The following is a 16,724-nucleotide window of genomic DNA, read 5'->3' on the forward strand; positions in this document are numbered from 1 at the left end:
GCCTCCCGTTGACATCGCTAACGATACGTCCGCCTTGTCTTATAGAGAAGAGCCAAAACAGAATAGAATCGCTAGGCCAATCCTGGTCATCTCAGGCCACACCGGTCCAAGCCAGGACGCCCCGGCGTGGACCGCCACGCGAGGCACTGCGCCATGACAGACAACCCCAGCCCGACCGACTCGCCGGCCCTTGCCGCGCTGCATCTGGCGGACGCCGCGCACACCGCCGGTGTACCGACTTATCGCGCGCTCTATGAGCGTATCCGCGACGGCATCCTGTCCGGCAAGCTCGCCCCGGCCGCGCGCCTGCCCTCGACACGCGCGCTCGCCAGCGAACTGGGCGTGGCACGCGGTACGGTCGAGGCCGCGTACGAACGGCTGGTCGCCGAGGGCTTCGTGATCGGACACGGCGCCGCCGGCAGCCGCGTCAATCCCCAGCTGGACGCCGCCCGGCTTGGCGCCGCCGCCAGGGTTTTCCCCTCGGCGTCGCACAAGACGGCGGACGGTTCACCAGATGCGTCAGTCGTCTCCGCTGGCAAGGCGACGGCACTGCATCCCGTGGACAACCCCAGTCATATCCCGATAAGCGCGTCGGGCATGCCGCTCCCGCTGCAAAACGGCATGCCCGCGCTCGACGAATTCCCACGCAAGCTGTGGGCGCGGCTCGCGGCACGTCACGCGCGCCATCTCGCCCCGGAAAGCCTGCACTACCAGGACGCCACCGGCTGGGCGCCGCTGCGCGAGGCCATCGCCGGCTATCTGGCCATCGCGCGCGGCATTCGTTGCGAGCCCGGGCAAATCGTCGTCACCGCGGGTTACCAGGGCGCGCTGGCGCTCATCGCACGCGTGCTGCTGCGCCCGGGCGATGCCATATGGTGCGAAGACCCCGGCTACTTCCGCGCGCGCGAAGCGCTGCGCATGGCAGGCGCGACGCTCGTGCCCGTGCCGGTCGATCGGGAAGGGCTCGACGTCGCGGCGGGCGAGCAGGCCGCCCCACACGCGCGACTCGCTATCGTGACGCCATCGCACCAGTCGCCGCTGTCGGTAACACTGCCGCTCGCACGCCGCCTCGCGCTGCTGGCTTGGGCGCAGGCGCGCGACGCGTGGATCGTCGAAGACGACTACGACAGCGAATTCCGCTACACCGGCGCGCCGCTGCCCGCGCTCAAGAGCCTGGACGGCGGCGAGCGCGTGCTTTACGCGGGGTCATTCAGCAAGGTGCTGTTTCCCGCGCTGCGGCTGGGCTATCTGGTGGTGCCCCCGGCATTGTGCGATGCGTTTGCCGCCAACGCGGCGCTCACCACGCCGGCGCAGGGCTGGATCGAGCAGGCCACGGTGACGGATTTCATCACGCAGGGGCACTTCAGCCGCCACATCAAACGCATGCGACAACGCTACGGGGAACGCCGCACGGCGCTCGCCGAAGCGTTGCGCGCGCGCCTGGCAGGCCGCATCGATCTGGCGCAACAAGCCGGCGGCATGCATCTGCTCGGCTGGCTTGAAGCCACGCGCGACGATCGCGGCATCTGCCGTGCGGCGGCCCGGCATGGGCTCGCGCCCGGAGCACTGTCGTTCTTCAGCATCGCACGAGCGATGCCGCCGGCGCTCGTGATGAGCTTCACGAACGTCGACGAATCGAGCGCCGACGACGTGGCACAGCGCCTTGCACGGGCCTTCGACGACGACGATCGCCGCCGCGCGGGCGGATAAGGCCAACGACATGGCGCGGCGCGAAAACCGATGCGTGATCGGTGCACGGTCGACGTATGAGCGCTCGTCGACACCCGTCTCGCTGTCCGGTGCACACAAGCGCCATGCCGCAACGCACCATGGTGCCGTTCACGTTTTTCGGGACACATCGTGCTTGTGCTGGCCGGTCGAGTCGGTGTATCGTTGCCGCAAAGCTAGCGCAGGGGTCCTGCAACGTGAGTTGTGGGTGAGAAATACCCTTAGAACCTGATCTGGATAATGCCAGCGCAGGGAGCGTAGAAGTTACTCGCCCCCGTTCATGCTCCTGAGCCGCTTTGCGCCGAATTTGTCGGCGTCAACACGTGCCCCGCCAGGAGACATTGCATGAACGCCAATCCGAAGTTCCTCTCAGCCAACGCGCGCGTGGACGAAGCCGCGATCGCACCGCTGCCCAATTCCCGCAAGATCTACGTGAGCGGCTCGCGCCCCGACATCCGCGTGCCGATGCGCGAGATCTCGCAAGCCGACACGCCGACGAGCTTCGGCGGCGAGAAGAACCCGCCGATCTTCGTCTACGACACGTCGGGTCCTTACACCGATCCGAACGCCAAGATCGACATCCGCTCGGGGCTGCCGGCACTGCGCGCCGCCTGGATCGACGAGCGCGGCGACACCGAAGCGCTGCCTGGACTCACTTCGGCCTACGGCCGCGAGCGCGCCGCCGACGCCGCCACCGCCGAGTTGCGCTTCCCCGGCCTGCACCGCACGCCGCGCCGCGCCAAGGCCGGCAAGAACGTGACGCAGATGCACTACGCGCGTCAGGGCATCATCACGCCCGAGATGGAGTACATCGCGATTCGCGAAAACCTGCGCCGTCAGGAATACATCGAGAGCGTGCGCCGCGCCGGTCCGCAGGGCGAGCGTCTCGCCAATCTGCTCTCGCGCCAGCACCCGGGCCAGCACTTCGGTGCGAGCCTCCCCGCCGAGATCACGCCGGAATTCGTGCGCAGCGAAGTCGCGCGCGGGCGCGCCATCATCCCGAACAACATCAACCACCCGGAATCGGAGCCGATGATCATCGGCCGCAACTTCCTCGTGAAGATCAACGCGAACATCGGCAACTCGGCCGTGACGTCGTCGATCGGCGAAGAAGTCGACAAGATGACGTGGGCGATCCGCTGGGGCGGCGACACCGTGATGGATCTGTCGACCGGCAAGCACATTCACGAAACGCGTGAGTGGATTCTGCGCAACAGCCCGGTGCCCATCGGCACGGTGCCGATCTACCAGGCGCTCGAAAAGGTCAACGGCAAGGCCGAAGAGCTGACGTGGGAAATGTTCCGCGACACGCTCATCGAGCAGGCCGAGCAGGGCGTCGACTACTTCACGATCCACGCCGGCGTGCGCCTCGCGTACGTGCCGATGACCGCCAACCGCATGACGGGCATCGTGAGCCGCGGCGGCTCGATCATGGCGAAGTGGTGCCTCGCGCATCACAAGGAGAGCTTCCTGTACACGCACTTCGAAGAGATCTGCGAAATCATGAAGGCCTATGACGTCGCGTTCTCGCTCGGCGACGGCCTGCGTCCCGGCTCGATCTACGACGCCAACGACGAAGCGCAGCTCTCCGAGCTCAAGACGCTCGGCGAACTCACGCAGATCGCCTGGAAGCACGATGTGCAGGTGATGATCGAAGGCCCGGGTCACGTGCCGATGCAGCTCATCAAGGAGAACATGGATCTCCAGCTCGAGTACTGCGACGAGGCCCCGTTTTATACCCTCGGCCCGCTGACGACCGACATCGCCCCCGGCTACGACCACATCACGTCGGGCATCGGCGCGGCGACCATCGGCTGGTACGGCACGGCCATGCTGTGCTACGTCACGCCGAAGGAGCACCTGGGCTTGCCGAACAAGGACGACGTGAAGGAAGGCATCATCACGTACAAGCTCGCCGCCCACGCCGCCGATCTCGCCAAGGGCCACCCGGGCGCGCAGATTCGCGACAACGCGCTGTCGAAGGCACGCTTCGAGTTCCGCTGGGAAGACCAGTTCAACCTGGGCCTCGACCCGGACAAGGCGCGTGAATTCCACGACGAAACGCTGCCGAAGGACTCCGCCAAGGTGGCGCATTTCTGCTCGATGTGCGGGCCGCATTTCTGCTCGATGAAGATCACGCAGGACGTGCGCGACTACGCCGCCAAGCAAGGCATTACCGACGAGGCTGCGCTCAAGCAAGGCATGGAAGTGAAGGCCGTCGAGTTCGTCAAGAGCGGTGCCGAGATCTATCGCCGCACCTGAGGCGCGAATCGCGAACGACTGGCTCACCGTGTGTGACCCGCCGCTCGCCTCGCCCGCATGAAGAAACGCCCGCAGCGATGCGGGCGTTTCCGTTTCCCCTCGGGAGTTGGCGTCCGGCGGACACAATCGGCAGTGCCGCGCGGTGCGGGCGACTCAGGCAGGCTTTGACGCGTCGGGCGTCGTGGCCGCCTCCGCGGTCGGCACGCCGAGCGCCGTGAGCCGGTTGCGCAACCGAAGCGCCGCCAAGTCGGGACGCAGCGTCGAGATGGAAGTCGCCAGCGCGACGAACGCCTGCGTGTCCGTCGCCGGCAGTTTGGCGGCATTCACCACGTCGCGATGCCGCATCCCCCAGTGCTGGTCGCCCAGTTGCTCGATACCGAGCGCGCACCGCGCCCATTCGTCGGTGCCGAGGCCCGCGGATGCCGGCAGGTCGTCGCGCACCGTCGCCTGATGCATCGGCATCGCGTCGGAGAAGGCCACACGCAACAGCCACGCGGTCGCGTCCGCCGACGGCAGTGCCCGGTGGCTCGCCTGCAGGCGGGTGTTCACGTCGCGAAGGAATCCCTCCGCAGGCTGGTGGACCTGGCATGCGTGGATCCATTCCTTCTTGCCGACCAGGCCCGACTTGCCCGTCCAGCGGCGTGCGGTGTCCGCGACCGTCCGCGTGACATCGGTCAGACCGACCTCGAACGGCACGGTGGCATTGCGTCCGTCGGTGCCGAGCAACGCGCCCTCGATGACGGACGCGCAGATCTGCGCCCCTTCGCTGCGAGAATCGGGCATCGCGACGGGATGATGCGCGAAGTCACCGGCATTGCCACGCGCGTTGCCTCGTCGCTCGCCCGCGCAGACAAACAGCGTCTGCAGCGCCGACGGACATAGCACCGCCTTCGCAGGCACACGCCCTTCGGGATCGAGCTCCGCCCTCAGGATGGAAAGCGGATCGCCGGGCTTGCCGTCCATCCCGGCGGGCGCGGGAGCGTTGCCCGGCCTGGGCTCCGGCGCATTTGCGGATGAGACTTTACACAAATCGTCGCACAGCTCGGTCGTCGGAAGGCAAGTCACGGGCTTGCAAAGATGCTCCGTGACCAGCCCTCTCGCGCTGCCGGCAAGGCTGTTGGCCAGGCGTATCAGGGGAAAGTTCTCCCACTTCACCTTGTCGAGCGAAAGATCGAGGCTGCCCAGGTCGGGCTTGGCCATGTTGCCCGGACCGATCGGATAGTTGTGCATGATGTCGTCCTCGGAAAGTGGCGTGAACGCGATGATTCACCGCGACTTCGACCGCATGTCGAAGCGGATCCACGATGCCCGAGCGTGGCGGCGGCGATTATCGTTTCTGCGCCGCCGAACGCGCGGCAGGTACACGCCACCGCCCGGAAGTAGACAGGCCATCCGCCCGACCGCAGGGCCCGGGAGGCAGCGTGCGGCGGTGCAACGGTGGCCTGGGCGGGCGTATCGGCGCGCCCCGAAGTTATGGCATGCTATTGGACAGGCGATACAGCCGACGGCTGACGCAACCCGCGAGACTTCGCGGACAGGCGTAGGCGGCAATGCTTGCTCGCCGCACACGCCGGGCCCGGCCCCTGGTCCGGCGCCCCAGCCCGAAGGCATCTCAAAATGATGGCCCCACCGGCCTTGTTTTGAAATGTCTCCTGTCACCGGCCCTCCGTCATGCGGACGGGTCCGGCCTACGTCGCTGCTGTGCGCCCGCTTTCGTACATACAGGGACATCAATATGAGTGGTTACGGCTTTCTCTTCAGTATCTTTTTGCTCGTCCTGGCGAGCGCCTTCTTTTCCGCCTCCGAAATTTCCCTCACGGCTGCCAAGCGCACCAAGCTTCAGGTGTTGATGGAAAAGGGCGACGCGCAAGCGGTCAAAGTGCTCGCGCTCAAGGAGCAGCCCGGCAATTTCTTCACCGTCGTGCAGATCGGCGTGAACGCGGTCGCCGTGCTGGGCGGTGTGCTCGGGGAGAGTTTCCTCACGGGCTATCTGTTCAGCTGGCTCTCGCCCGTCGCCGATCAGGCGCTCGCGCTACGGCTCGCGAGCATCGGCTCATTCCTGTTCATCACGATCGCGTTCATCCAGTTCGCGGATCTGATCCCGAAGCGGCTTGCGATGGTCAACCCGGAGCGCGTCGCGATGGCCATCATCGATCCGATGCTGCTCTGCCTGAAGGTGCTGCGTCCGCTCGTCTATGTCTTCAACGGCGTGGCCAACGTGTTCCTGCGCATCTTCAAGCTGCCGACGCATGCCATCGAGAACATCACCTCCGAGGACATCGCGGCGATGGTCGGCGCCGGTGCGGAGGCCGGCGTGTTGCGCAAGCAGGAACTGCATCTGATCGAAAACGTGTTCGAACTGGAATCGCGCACGGTCGGCTCGGTCATGACCTTCCGTGACGACGTGGTGTATTTCACCATCGCCGAGGAAGAACGCAGCATTCGCCAGAAGATCACGGAGAGCCCGCATTCGAAATATCTCGTGTGTCGCGACGAAATCGACAACGTGCTCGGCTACGTCGACTCGAAGGATCTGCTCCAGCGCATCGCGAGCGAAGACCTGTCGAGCGTGATCCGCAATCTGGATCGTCTGTACGCGAAAAAGCTGCTTGTGATCCCCGACACGCTCAACCTGTCCGAAGCGCTGGCCCGCTTCAAGGAAGCGCGGGAGAGCTTTGCCGTCATCATCAACGAGTACGGGCTGGTGGTCGGTGTGGTCACGCTCAACGACATCGTCGGCGCGCTCATGGGTGACGTCGTTCACCCCGCCGACGAAGACCAGATCGTGCAGCGCGATGAGCGCTCGTGGCTCGTTGACGGTGTGACTTCGGTGGAAGACGTGAAGAAAACGCTCGACATCGACGAGTTGCCGGGCGAAGGCGAGTACGAGACCATCGCCGGCTTCATGATCTATCAGCTCAAGCGCATTCCGAAAAAATCGGAAGCGACCGAAGCGGCGGGCTACAAGTTCGAAGTGGTCGACATCGACAACTACAAGATCGACCAGTTGCTCGTCACGCGCCTCGGTTCTGTTACCGAAGAAGCGGCGATTATCGCGCCCCCGACGGATCAGGCATCGTAGCGAGCACCTGCGTGAGCCGGTCGGTCAGTCCACCATCGCGCTGCGTCGGACGCGCGATGGCCGACGCGATCACCTGCCACGGCGCACAGACCCAAGCCTGACGGCGTGCACGTGTCACCCCGGTGTAAATGAGCTCGCGTGAGAGCACGCGGCTCGCCTGCTCCGGCAGCACGATCGCCACGCGCTCGAATTCCGATCCCTGAGATTTGTGAATCGTCATCGCGAACGCCGTCTCGTGCGCGGGCAGACTCGCCGGGGAATAGAGACGGTAGCCGCCGTCCGGGGTCGCGAATGCTACGCGCAACGTGCCCGACGGGCCCAGCGGCAGCGCGATGCCGATGTCGCCGTTGAACAGGTTCAGTGCATACTCGTTTTGCGTTACCAGGACGGGACGCCCGGCGAACCAGGCGCCGCCCCCCGCGCCGAGGGCGACGCCCGCGCGACGCGCCAGCACCGTGGTGAGCTGCGCGCCGAGAAACTCGACGCCACGTCGCCCGCCCCGTGTCGCGCACAGCACGCGAAACCGGCCAAATGCCGCGAACACCGGTTGCGCCACCATCGCGATATCCGCCGTCGTCGCCGCGGCCGGGTCGCCAAGCTGCCCGATCATCGTGACCGCGTCGGCCAGTGCATCGAGATATGCCGCATAGCCGTCGGCGAGCGCGTTCAGATTCGCTGGCGACAACTGAATTCCGCCATCCTCGCTGAGGAGTACGCGATCGGCAGCCGTGGTTTGCGGGTTTGCTCCTTCTAGCGATTCCGTCTTCACCAATGTCGATGCCGATGTCGATACCGATACCGACGCTGATGCCGACGCATCCGCCACGGTGAACTCCCTGCGAGCCTCGATGACCTTGCCTGCCTTGATCGCCGTGGCGAGCCGGCCGATGGCCGAGTGCGAACCGAAGCGATAATTGCGCTCCAGCCAGACCACCGTATCCTCGAGCCCCCGCGCCGCGCGCGACGCCTCGCCGGAGGCCAGCGGCCCCGGCGGCGGCGGTTCGCCTTGCGGCCATTCGAGCGCATCCAGCAACCGCGCCCGCATCCCGGGCGAGAACGAGCGCTGCGCACTCAGTTCGCCGAACACCGCCCCCGCCTCCACGGCCGCCAATTGGTCCTTGTCGCCGAGCAGGATCAGACGCGCGCCATCCGGCACGGCTTCGAGCAACTGCGTCGCCATCGACAGATCGATCATCGACGCCTCGTCCACGACGATCAGGTCGTACGGCAGCGGATTGCCCGCGTGGTGACGGAAGCGTCTGCCCACCTGCTCCGCCGACTCCGGCAGCACGCCGAGCAAGCGGTGCAACGTCACGGCCGCGTCGGGCAACGCCTGGCGCACCGTTTCGGGCAGATCCTGGCGCGCCGTCAGCGCTTCCTGCATGCGCTGGGCCGCCTTGCCCGTGGGGGCTGCGAGCGCGACGCGCAAGTTAGCGTCTCTCTCCAGCAGACATGCCAGCAGCCCAACCACCGTCGTTGTCTTGCCCGTGCCCGGACCGCCGCTGAGCACCACCAACGAGCGCTGCAGCGCCAGTGCCGCCGCGGCCATCTGCCAGTTCGGTTCGTGCTTGCCATCGGGGCCGACGAGCACGCCATCGCCGAAATAGCGGCGCAGACGAGCGCGATCGTCAGGCGTGATCGACATGTGGCCACCCGCCGCCAGCTTGCGCCCCAGGGCCGCCGCCAGACGCGCCTCGTAGCCGTAATAGCGCGCCAGATAAAGCCGGTCGTGCTCATCGAGCAACAAGGGGAAAGCGTCTGCCTGAGCGTCGCCCGCAAGGGCAAATGCGAGACTTGCCGGGGCGCAGAGGCCACTGCCGAACAGGGCATCGCGCCAGACGGACAGCGCCGGCGCATCGCCGGGAAACAGTTCGCCGCTCGCTTGCGCGTCGAGCAGGTTGTCGAGGGGTACACACACGTGGCCTTCGGCGGTCGCAAGGCTGACGGCAAGTGCCGCCCGCCAGACATACCGGCACGTGACGTCGTCAACCCCGCGTCCGCGCGCGAGCAATGCCATGCGGCGCGCGAAGCCCTGCGCGAGCCGTACGCCCCCACTGTCGGCCAGCGGTGTGCCGGAAGCGCCATTGGTATGGTCGCCATGCCCGGCATGCCCCACATGGAACATGTCGCCCTTATCGCGCCTGACGGCCGCCTTGCCAGTGCCGCTCGAAGTACGAATGTCGCTCATGCGTCCTCCCCCGGCGCAGCCCCTGCATTGCCTTGCCCGATGATCGTGTCGTTCGCATCGAGCGCATCGAGCCCATCAAGCGACAGGGCCTCGGCCAGCGCGCTGTTCTCGCCCGCGGCAAACAACCGATCGAGCGCATCGACCATTTCGCGCGATGGTTTGTCGAAGAACACGCCGGGGACTTCGTCACCGGCCAGATGCGCGCTCGCCCAGTCTGGGCGAACGCCACGCACGAAAAGATAAAGACTGCCCGCCATGTCGCGATCGTAATCGTAGTCGGGCAAACGGCGCCGCAAGTAGCGATGCAGCGCCAGCGTGTACAGCAGGTATTGCAGGTGATAGCCGTGTTCGGCCATCGCTTCACGCAATCCATCTTCGCCGTAGTTCTCGGGTGCGGTACCGAGGTAGTTCGACTTCCAGTCGAGAATCCACCACTGGCCGCCGTGACGGAACACAAGATCGATGAAGCCCTTCAGATAGCCCCGCAACACCGTCGCGTCGAGCGGCAGATCCGGATAGCCGAACTGGCGCAACACGCCGCGCAGCGCATCGAGCGACACCGCGTCGGCCGGATAGGTGAACTCCATTTCGGTGAGGCGCTCCGACATCGCGACGTCGGCCAATTGCAGCCCCGGGCGCAGAGGTGTCGTCACCGTATCGGCCAGCATGTTCATCATCATCGCGCGCCAAACGTCGTTCTGCTCCGCGCCCCGCCCCGGTGGCCGCTCACGCAACGCACGTGCAACGGCGTGCGGCCATTGCGAGCGCGACTGGAAATCGGCCAGTTCGAAGACACGGTGCAGGCTCTCGCCGGCTGCGGGACCGCGCGGGAAACGCAGGATGTCGTCCGCTGGCGGCCAGGTATCGTCCCCCGTCGGCGGCAATGCAAACGTCGGCCCGGCGTTGGCCTGCGCATCGTAATCGGGGCGCGTGCGCTCCGGCGCGCTCAATTGACCGCCGCCAAGTTGCGGCCCCGTGTGCATCCCGGCCAACAGACCGGAGAAGCTGCCGATGCGCCAGACTTCCCGCAGTGCCCGCGTACTCGAGCGCGTGGTCAGTTCGGGCGGGGCCTCGTGCGCGACGCGCGTCTCCGTATCGAGCGCATCCCCCATGGGCAGCGGTGTCATCCCGATCGGACCGCTGGCGAGCGCCTTCCACGCCGAGCGGATCGTCTGCACTCGCTCGTCGGTGTCGAGCGTCGAGGCAATCCACGCATCGAACGCCATGCCCTGCCCGGCGGCGAGCCAGTTGAGCATCCCGCCGCAAGCCTCCTTCACGCTCCTGCGCGATGCATAGATGCCCGCCGCCAGATAGCAGCGGTAGACGGCGCGCGTGAGCGCCACGTACAGCAAGCGCACCTGCTCCGCCGACTGCTCGCGGCGCAATGCGGCTGCCGCCGGCGTACCCTTGCCCGCCGCGTCGGTGAAATCGATCACGGCCGTCGGGCCATCGTGGTATTCGAGCCCGTCGAGGCTGCCGCCGTCGCGCACTGCGCCGTCCCAGAGGAATGGACAAAAGACCACGCCGTACTCCAGCCCCTTCGACTTGTGAACGGTCACGATCTGCACGAGATTCTGGTCCGACTCGAGCCGCAACTGCGCCTCCTCGCCGCCGCTTGCGTTGCGCTGCGAGGCCAGCCAGCGCAGCAGCGCGGGCATGCCCGGCTGCTCGGCCCAGCGCGCCTGCGCGAGTTCGGCCAGGTGCATGAAGTTCGTGAGACGCCGCTCGCCACCGGCCTGCGCCACCAGGCGCGCGGCCAGTCCCAGTTCGCGCATCAGCGTGCGCCACATCGCGGAGAAGCCGCGCTCGATCCACAACTGGCGATACCGTTGCAGGCGCTCGATCCACGCGATCGCTTCGGCGTCGGACGCTTCGCTCGTCTGCATGCGGTAAAGCGCCGTGGCATCGAGGCCGAACAACTCGGTCGCCAGTGCAGCCCGCAGCGCGCGCACGTCCCCCGGCGACTCGACCGCCCGCAGCACACGCAGCAGCGTTTCGGCCTCCTCGCTCGCGAACACGGAATCCTGCGTGAGTTCGACGCTGCCCACCGCATGCTCGGCGAGCATCGCTTTCATCAGCGCACCCTGACGGTGCGTCTGTACGATCACGGCGATGTCGCCCGGGGCCAGCGGCCGCTCGCCGATGCACACGTCGCCGCGTGATGCGCCCGCCAGCAAGCGGGCAACCTCGGCGGCCGTCGCCCTGGCGCAAGCTTGCTGCGCCTCGTCTTTCGACAGCGGTTCGTCGTCCGGCAGCCACCAGACGGTCAGATCGGCAACGCTGCGCACGTCCGACAACGGCGCGCGCCGCCGCGATCCCGGACGCACCGGCGGATAGTCGAGCCCGTCGAGCACGAAGGCCCTGTCGTTGGCGCCGAAAAGCCGGTTGCCCGCCTCGATGATGGCCGGCGTCGAGCGCTGATTGACGGCAAGCGTATAGGCCGCGTCGGCATTCTCGCGCGCCGCGAGATAAGTGTGCAGATCCGCCGCGCGGAAGCTGTAGATGGCCTGTTTGGGATCGCCGACCATGAACATCGGCCCACGCCCCTCGTCGTCGGCCGCTGCATCTCCCTGTCCGTACACCGCACTGAAAATGGCGAACTGCAGCGGGTCGGTATCCTGGAACTCGTCGATCAACGCACACGGATAACGCGCTCGCAGTGCCTGCGCGAGGTCGGGATGCTGTGCGAGCGCACGCGCGATATTGCCCAGCAGATCGTCGAACGACACCACGCGCAGTTCGCGCTTGCGCTGCGCGAGTTGCTCGGGCGCATGCATCAGCCACTCGCGCAGGATGCGCAACCACTGCATTGCATAGCGCTCGTCCGCATCGGCGCGGGCGCGCACGAGCATGTCGGCCATCTCGAAGAAGCGATGCTCCGGCGGCGTCTCGCCCTTTTTGATGTCCTTCGCGAGACGCGTCGACGTGAGCAGCTCGGCCTTCGGGCTCAACAGCGCGCCAACGTCGCGCGCATTCAAATAGCGTTGCCAGGCGCCCACCGCCTGGGCAAGCGACGCCTCGTGATAGATGTTCTTCCTGTACGCCGGCAACGCCGCGCGCATCAGATCGGCAATCGCCGACGCTTCCGCCTCCCAGCACTCGTACGCCGCGCGATAGGTGGCAAGCAACGTCTCGTCTTGCAACGTCCGGGCGTCCGCGTCCAGGGCCACCGGCCAGCGCAGCGCCGACATCGGCTTTTTCAGGCGGCGGGCCAACTGATCGGTGAGCGTGCCCGGCGAACGCTTGCGATCGACCAGCCACGCGGCGAACCCGTCGTCCTGCGCCGCGAGGGGTTCGACCACGCGACGCCAGAACTCGACGGCCAGATCGTGGCGCACACCGTTGTCGTCCGGCACCAGTTCGTAGGCGAACGGCAGGCCGGCCGCAAACGGCACCTCTGCCAGCGCGCGCTGGCAGAAGCCGTGGATCGTGTGGATCGACGCCTGATCGAAGCCGCGCAAAGCCGTTTGCAGACACGCGCGAATCGCCTTGGGCGTCATGTCTGCGCGTTCGACCAGCCCCGCGATCATCACGTTGAATAGCGGGTCGTCGCTCGCATTGGGATCGAAGTCGGGGAATCCGTCGTCTCCGTCTTCTTCGTCCGACGTCTGCCCGTCGTCGTCATCGAAGACGGGCGCCATCGCGGCAACCAGTCCCGCCAGACGGTCGCGAATGCGCTCGCGCAGTTCGGCCGTTGCCGCGTTGGTGAAGGTGACGACGAGAATCTGTTCGACCGTCAGTTGCTTCTCGAGCAACAGACGCACGTACAGCGCGCAGATGTTCCACGTCTTGCCCGTCCCGGCGGAGGCCTCGATCAGACACACCCCATCGAGGTCGCAATGGAATACGTCGAGGTCGATGAGCTGCGTCATGCGCCCTCCACGAGTTCGAGATGTTGCATCAGCGGACCGAAGATCGCGTTGGCCAGCAGGTCGAATGGAGACGCCAGCGGGTCTTCCACACCTCGCCAGAGCAGGCGGGTGTAGGGGTCGTCCGCATCGCCGCGCGCAAATGCGGAGCCTTGCCACGCGCTCTCGGCCTCGGCAGGCTTACCCGTACTTGCAAGTTTCCACGCACTGCGCGCGAAGAATGGCAGCGGACGCGTCTGTCCCAATCGATACAGCGCCACCCATTGCCCCAGCAATGCGGCAGCGTCCTCGACGGGCCTCAACGCAAACGTCTCGTCCTCGCCGTACCACAGCGTGCGCGCGGCAATGTCCTCGCCTGCCTGCTCGGGCTGCTGCAGATGCGCGCACAAGGCGAGATGCGAGAGCCATGCGGCCAGCAGATCGCTCGGGCGCATGCTCCCGTACCGGTACATCACAAGGCCATACCGCGACACCGGGGCGAGGCGCCCCTGCAGCAGGCAGGCGGCAGACAGCGTCGCATCGCCATGCCAAACGGCGTCGGTCGATTCGCGCCACGTAGCGGGCAACGCCGGTTGTAGCGGCAGCGTCACCAGCAATTCCCGGGTGCCTTCGGCTTGCGCCTGCCTGACCTGCGAGGCCAGCGCCCGCAGGCCGCCCAATTCGCGTCGGCGCCAAACGGCGCCCGTGGCGCCACCAGGCAGTTCATGACTGACGTTGGCGATACGTTCAACGACTTCGGCATGCGTATGCGCGTCATGCCCATCGTGCCGCAACAGGCGCGGCAACAGTCGGGCCGCCAGCGCATCACGTCCGGCCCAGTCGAGCACGAAGGGCTCTTCGTCCTCGACCTCGGTGAGCATGTCGCCCAGCGAAAGGCCGAGCCGGTCGCGCGCCCACGCCCTGCCAGGATGGCGCCAGAAACGCAGCAGGTCGTCGAGCGTGAGATGGGTCTGGGCGACCGCGGGCAGCGCTTCGCGCACAAACGGCGCGGCCTGGGCGTCCGGCAACGCAGACGCGAGTTGCTCCGCCAGTTTCTGTGCGGCTTCGCCGTTGGACACGTCGTAGCTGTACAGCGACGCGTCACGTCCGTCGAAATAAGCCGGGGAGAACGGCTGCAGCGGATGCAGCACGACCAGCCTCTCGCGCGCCTCGCGCTGCTCCTCGAGCGTGTAGCCCTGCGACATCGGGGCGAGCATCTGGCCGGTGAAGTCCAGCAACTCGTCCACGGCCGTGGAGGGCGGCAGCGGCGCGTTGTCCCGCACACTCCGCCCCGTATAGGTGATGAGAAACCGGTCCTGCGCGCTGAGCATCAGGTCGAGGAAGAGATTGCGCTCGTCGTCGCGCCGTTGACGATCGCCGCGCTGCGGCAGGGCCCGCATCAGGTCGAATTCGTCGACGCGCACGCGGCCCGGCAGCACGCCGTCGTCCATGCCCAGCATGCACACCACGCGATACGGCAGCAGACGCAGGCTCGGAATCGCGGCAAACGTCACGCGGCCGGACGGAACGCCACCGCGTGTCGGGTCGTCGAGCGCGTCGGCGAGCACGCGGGCGACCACCGCCACCGGCACGCGAATCTGCGGCGCGCCGTCAGCAATCGCGGAACCGATCTGTTCGATGGCCAAACGCACCTCGGCGACATCATCGGCAAAACGGGGTTCGTCCGAAAAGAACTGCTCCAGCATCGCGAGCAGTTGATCGCGCCACGCAATGCCCGTTCGCTCCGTTTGCAGCGCCACGGTCGTCGCATCGAGGTCGTCCACGAGCCGCGCCAATTGACCGAGCAGTTCGGCACGCCCGCCTTCGATGCCGCCGACCGGGAGCCAGTCGTCCACGGGCAGCGCGTCGTCCGGCAGCGCATAGCCGAGGAACAGCCGCATCATGGCATCGCCGAGCGTGTGGCGCTCCAGCGCATGCGCCCCTCCTGTCTCGTCCTGCATACCGTCGCCCGGGGCGTTGGTGGCGAGGGTGGCGAGGGTGGCGAGGGTGGCGGGGGTGGCGGGGGTGGCGTTTGGGGCGCTCGGGGCGTCCAGCCGCAGCAGCGCATCGCCGCGCCAGCCGCGCCGGGCGCCTGCCGCGTGCAGCCAGTTCTGAATCGAGTCGAGCACGTTGCCGCCGAGATCGTAGCGTTGTGCGATGGCTTCCGTGCGGGCCAGTTCGATGAGGCTCGACGCCGCCACGCGCTGCTGCGGCAACGCCAGGATCGCCGAGAACGCGCGTGCGACCGGGTTGGTGCGCGTCGGCGGCAAGCCGGTGACGAGGTAGGGAATGCGCGGCGTCGCCGTACCGAATACCGCGTCGATGAGCGGCGCGGCGCGGCCAAGGTCCGGCACGGTGATCAGGACGTCGTCCGGGCGCAAATCGGGAATCTCGTCGAAACATGCCAGCAGCCGGTCGTGCAGCACCTCGATCTGCCGCGCCAGACTGTGGCAGACATGCACCTGCACCGACCCATCCGCGGTGACGCCGTCCGGCGCACCATGACGGCCATCGTCGAGCGTAAGGATGCCGTTCTGAAGCGCGGCGAGCAGCGTCGGGGCCGGGTTCGGCTGAAAGAGCGCGTGGTCCTCCACCGCCTGCGGCGCGAGGTCGGCATAGAGCGCATCGATATGCGACTGCGTCTGGCGGCCCCATTCGGCCAGCAGCGGATGCCCCACTTCCCGGTGCGCCGCGCCGTCGCGCTGCGTGAGGTACGACAGCCGCGACGGCGGCACGATGTCGAACCAGTAGCTCTCGCAGGGATTGAGCGCATACAGATGCACGTCGATCAGGCGCGACATCGCCTTGAGCAACGCCATCGAGAGCGGCGGCATCGACGACAGGGCAAAGACCGACACGCGCGACGGCCATCCCTGCGGCACGGTCTCGGGAGTCAGTTCCCCGATGCGGTCGATCGCCCGCAGCGTCGGATGGCGCTCACGGATCTCCAGATGGGCCAGCACCTGCCGCCAGAGCGCGCTCTGCCAGGCTTCGTCGGCGCGTTGCACGTCGCCCCAGCCGGATGCGGCGCCCGGATCGATCGCGGCGCCGGACTGCCATCGTTCCAGCCAGCCCGGCCGATACGTCAGATACTGATCGTAGATATGCGCGAGCCGCTCGGCCAGTTCGAAGCGCATGACGTCGTCCGCCTCGGACAGATAGCCGGCCAGCCTCGGCGAGGCCGCCACCCACGGTTGCGCCAGACATTGGTACAACGGCCAGACGAGCCGGTCGGGCGCGAACGGCGAGCTCTCCGGCACCGTCAGCAGCTTGCCCGCCATGTCCCACAACCATTGTGCGAGATAGGTCAGGCGCACGTTCGCGCAAACGCCGAAGACGTCCGCATAGTCGAGCTCCAGCCGGCGGCGCACCGCCACACTTGGCACGACGATGGTTTCCACGTGCAGTGGGTCGCCGGGCGAGCGCGCCAGATCGCGCAGCAAAGCGGCTTCGAGCGTGGTGAACCGGTTGGAAAAGAAGAGATGGAGCATGCGGGCGTGGCGGCTGAGCGAGTCTGTTCGCAAGGATAGCAAATGCCCCGTGGAACGGTGGATCGGGCAGTTCCGAAAACCTGCCCCATCATGCGTGACGCGTCCGCGCGCCGTGCCGCCGGCAC

7 protein-coding genes and 1 riboswitch are annotated in these 16,724 nt (G+C 66.9%); of the genes, 3 read left to right on the forward strand and 4 right to left on the reverse strand.

What is annotated here, in order from left to right; all coding sequences use genetic code 11:
• The first annotated feature begins 153 nt into the window (after positions 1–153).
• Positions 154–1,710: a MocR-like pyridoxine biosynthesis transcription factor PdxR gene (pdxR, locus tag RO07_RS19605; protein ID WP_072637104.1), complete on the forward strand. Its 1,557-nt coding sequence runs from the start codon at positions 154–156 to the stop codon at positions 1,708–1,710.
• 191 nt (positions 1,711–1,901) lie between these two features.
• Positions 1,902–2,000, forward strand: a riboswitch (TPP riboswitch).
• 73 nt (positions 2,001–2,073) lie between these two features.
• Complete coding sequence (gene thiC / locus RO07_RS19610; protein ID WP_039405044.1) at positions 2,074–3,990, forward strand: phosphomethylpyrimidine synthase ThiC; 1,917 nt, start codon at positions 2,074–2,076, stop codon at positions 3,988–3,990.
• 153 nt (positions 3,991–4,143) lie between these two features.
• Here the strand turns inward: thiC and RO07_RS19615 are convergent, their stop codons facing one another.
• Positions 4,144–5,220, reverse strand: a complete 1,077-nt coding sequence (locus RO07_RS19615) for a hypothetical protein (protein WP_039405045.1) — start codon at positions 5,218–5,220, stop codon at positions 4,144–4,146.
• A 505-nt stretch (positions 5,221–5,725) separates the two neighbouring features.
• Here RO07_RS19615 and paeA point away from each other — a divergent pair.
• A complete protein-coding gene (paeA, locus tag RO07_RS19620) occupies positions 5,726–7,072 on the forward strand; it encodes a polyamine export protein PaeA (protein WP_039405046.1) in 1,347 nt (448 codons plus the stop codon).
• On the opposite strand, the gene recD is transcribed toward paeA, so the two are convergent.
• Genes recD through RO07_RS19635 form a run of 3 tightly spaced genes read right to left on the reverse strand, consistent with a single transcriptional unit; the run spans position 7,041 to position 16,599 of the window.
• A complete protein-coding gene (recD, locus tag RO07_RS19625; protein WP_052266738.1) occupies positions 7,041–9,260 on the reverse strand; it encodes an exodeoxyribonuclease V subunit alpha in 2,220 nt (739 codons plus the stop codon). The genes paeA and recD overlap by 32 nt on opposite strands.
• Positions 9,257–13,132 (reverse strand): exodeoxyribonuclease V subunit beta, encoded by a 3,876-nt coding sequence (gene recB, locus RO07_RS19630; RefSeq protein WP_072637105.1) that lies wholly within the window; start codon positions 13,130–13,132, stop codon positions 9,257–9,259. Before recB ends, recD begins: the two co-directional genes overlap by 4 nt.
• Complete coding sequence (locus RO07_RS19635) at positions 13,129–16,599, reverse strand: exodeoxyribonuclease V subunit gamma (RefSeq protein WP_039405048.1); 3,471 nt, start codon at positions 16,597–16,599, stop codon at positions 13,129–13,131. The genes recB and RO07_RS19635 overlap by 4 nt, the downstream gene beginning before the upstream one ends.
• Positions 16,600–16,724: the final 125 nt, after the last annotated feature.

The sequence above is a fragment of the Pandoraea pulmonicola genome, from assembly GCF_000815105.2.
GTDB classification, from domain to species: Bacteria; Pseudomonadota; Gammaproteobacteria; order Burkholderiales; family Burkholderiaceae; genus Pandoraea; species Pandoraea pulmonicola.

Excerpts from the sequence above, each read along its gene's own strand:
- pdxR (WP_072637104.1), top strand. The coding sequence starts at position 154 with ATGACAGACAACCCCAGCCCGACCGACTCGCCGGCCCTTGCCGCGCTG.
- thiC (WP_039405044.1), top strand. The coding sequence starts at position 2,074 with ATGAACGCCAATCCGAAGTTCCTCTCAGCCAACGCGCGCGTGGACGAA.
- RO07_RS19615 (WP_039405045.1), bottom strand. The coding sequence starts at position 5,220 with ATGCACAACTATCCGATCGGTCCGGGCAACATGGCCAAGCCCGACCTG.
- paeA (WP_039405046.1), top strand. The coding sequence starts at position 5,726 with ATGAGTGGTTACGGCTTTCTCTTCAGTATCTTTTTGCTCGTCCTGGCG.
- recD (WP_052266738.1), bottom strand. The coding sequence starts at position 9,260 with ATGAGCGACATTCGTACTTCGAGCGGCACTGGCAAGGCGGCCGTCAGG.
- recB (WP_072637105.1), bottom strand. The coding sequence starts at position 13,132 with ATGACGCAGCTCATCGACCTCGACGTATTCCATTGCGACCTCGATGGG.
- RO07_RS19635 (WP_039405048.1), bottom strand. The coding sequence starts at position 16,599 with ATGCTCCATCTCTTCTTTTCCAACCGGTTCACCACGCTCGAAGCCGCT.